Source organism: Pseudomonas sp. P5_A2_2, assembly GCF_054177685.1.
Genome location: NZ_JBGCUL010001093.1, coordinates 1 through 1,421, shown reverse-complemented (window position 1 = coordinate 1,421; position 1,421 = coordinate 1). Strand labels below are relative to the sequence as shown.

Below are 1,421 nucleotides of genomic sequence, written 5' to 3'. Positions count from 1 at the left end.
ATCCAGGAAAAGGACGGCATCAAACTGGTCAACGATGGCCTGCAGGTCGGTACGGCCCGGGACACCCAAGAGTTCCGCCGACTGGTCAAGCAGTCGCTGCTGTCGCAGAAGAGCAGCAACCCGTCGGTGGTCGAAGCCCTGCGCGTGCAGCGGCCGTCCGGCAAAGCGGACCTGGGGATCATCGTACGCTCGGTGCCATTGACCGACTGGAGCGAGGGCAAGCAATGCCCGACCGTGGTGATTTTCATCAGCGACCCGGAACAACAGTCCACCGCCCCGCAGGAAATCGTTCGTGCGCTGTTCGACTTCACCCCGGCGGAAACCCAGCTTGCCATGTTATTGGCCAACGGCCTGACCCTCGACGAAGCCTCGGAAGAACTGGGCATCAGCCGCAATACCTCGCGGGCGCACTTGCGCTCGACCTTCTCCAAAACCGGCGTGACCCGCCAGACCATGCTGGTGCGCCTGATCCTGCGCAGCGTGGCGACCCTCGGCTAAGCCCGACTGCCGACCTCGTCCGCTCGGACGATGGCGGCCCCCGCTGTACAGCGCACAGTGTCTTTATCCCAAACAGGGGACTGCCCCATGCGCAACTGCCCAACCATCCTCAAGACTGAACTGCTGGCGCAAAGCGGCCACTTTCAGATCGAAGCCCTGCACCTGCAATTCAGCAACGGCCAGCAGCGGGTCTACGAACGCCTGCGCGGCACCGGTTATCGTTCGGTGATGCTGGTGGCGATGCCTGATCCAGAGCATGTGCTGCTGGTGCGTGAATACGCAGTCGGTGTGGAAAAAACCATACTCGGCCTGCCCAAGGGCGGCGCTGAACCCGATGAGGACTATTTGCAGGCGGCGCAGCGCGAGCTGAGCGAAGAAGTCGGCATGCGCGCAGCACGTCTCACCGAACTGGGCGAACTGACCCTGGCACCGGGACACTTGTGCCATCGCTACCGGGTGGTACTGGCCGAACAACTGAGCCCCTGCCAATCGGCCGGCGACGAACCCGAGCCGCTGGAATGCCTGCGGGTGCCCCTGGCGCAAATCCCCGAGTTGGTGGCACGTGGTGAACTCCACGAAGCCAGGGCGATTGCGGCGTTGTTCATGGCCATGGGCGCCCTCGCCCGACGCACCTGACACAGACGCCATCCTCTTGTGGGAGCGRGCTTGGTCCGGGCGGCGATCCGACGATGAGGCCAGCACATCCARCATCAATGGCGCCTGACACACCGCCATCGCGAGCAATCGAGCGTCGACCGGCTGCTCCCACAGGGAATGCAGCCAGGCRCAGATCCCGGGAACGGCCAATAATCCTGTGGGAGCGAGCCTGCTCGCGATGAGGCCATCACATCCAACATCAATGGCGCCTGACACACCGCCATCGCGAGCAATCGAGCGTCGACCGGCTGCTCCCACAGGGAATG

Annotated in this window: 2 protein-coding genes; both read left to right on the top strand. The window is 63.7% G+C overall.

The window, feature by feature from the left end; genetic code table 11:
* The coding region (locus tag ACXRVY_RS29100; protein ID WP_458238969.1) for a helix-turn-helix transcriptional regulator at positions 1 to 498 on the top strand (498 nt) is incomplete at its 5' end.
* A gap of 87 nt (positions 499 to 585) precedes the next feature.
* Entirely contained in the window at positions 586 to 1,134 is a 549-nt protein-coding gene (gene nudE / locus ACXRVY_RS29095) for an ADP compounds hydrolase NudE (protein ID WP_223463217.1), read from the top strand.
* Positions 1,135 to 1,421: the final 287 nt, after the last annotated feature.